At 78.7% G+C, this 998-nt stretch carries 1 protein-coding gene; it reads right to left on the bottom strand.

Annotation, left to right across the window (positions count from 1 at the left end):
• A partial coding sequence (locus DY245_RS32795) for a helix-hairpin-helix domain-containing protein (protein WP_280525025.1) occupies nucleotides 1-998 on the bottom strand: 998 nt, incomplete at both ends.

The raw sequence follows: 998 nt of genomic DNA, 5'->3' as shown, positions 1-998 counted from the left end.
GGGCCGCCTCCGCGCCGGTGTGCGCCACCAGGCCGCTGTGCGCGGCGGCACGGATCAGCTCGGCGGCGGACGGCGACGGGGCCGCGGCGGCCGCGGCCTCCCAGTCGGCGGGGGAGGGGCGGACGGGCGTGGGTGCGGTGGTGGCGTCGGGGCCCACGGGGTGGGCGTCGTCGCCGGCGTGCGCGTCCTCGTCGCCGGCCTCCGTCTCCGCATCCGCGTCCGTCTCCGCTTCCGGTTCCGGTTCCGCCTTGGCCTCCGTGTCGGCCGTGCCATCGCCGTCGCCGTCCTCGCCCGCGTCCGGCGATGCGCCCTGCTCCGGCTCCGCACCCGACTCCGGCTCCGCGTCCTGCTCCTGCTCCGGCTCCGTGAGCGGTTCGAAGGTGTTGAGCAGTCGCGCCAAACCGTCGGCGACGCTCTCCTCGGCCATGGCGAACCGGTCCAGGCCGAGCAGTATCCGGACCGGCTGCTCCGCCTCGTCCTCGTCGTCGCCCGTGACGGGCCGCGCCCGGCCCGGCTCCTCGATCGCGTCCTGGAAGACCAGCACCGCGCCGTCCGCGATGGCGGTCTGCAGCGCCTCATCGGGGTCGGGCACCGAGCGCTGGGCGAGCGCCGCCCGCAGCGTGGCGGCCTCCAGGGCGGAGTGCCCGGCGATGGCGGTCTGCTCCAGCAGCCAGCCGACCAGCGCCTGTGCGCGCCGCTCGTCGCCCGGCCCGCAGGCGGCGCCGAGCAGCGCCCGGGCGAATCCGTCGGCCTGCTCGGGGCGCACCCCCGGCACACCCAGCAGCTGCCAGGGATCCTCGCTCAGCGCCTCGGCGGCCCGCTCTCCGAGCACCTCGGCGGTCTTCTCCGCCAGCGTCTCCGGGGCGCCGCCGGCCGCCAGGATCTGCCGTACGCCGTCGAGCCCGGGGGCGGCGGTCACGGCGGGACGGGGCGCGGGTGCAGGCGCAGGTGCGGTGGGTGCCGGCGGGCCGGCGGGGCCGGGGCCCTGGGGCTCGTGC

Source organism: Streptomyces inhibens (assembly GCF_003389455.1).
Classification (GTDB): Bacteria; Actinomycetota; Actinomycetes; order Streptomycetales; family Streptomycetaceae; genus Streptomyces; species Streptomyces inhibens.
Note: the sequence above shows the minus strand (reverse complement) of the source record. Positions and strands in the feature narration are given on the sequence as shown.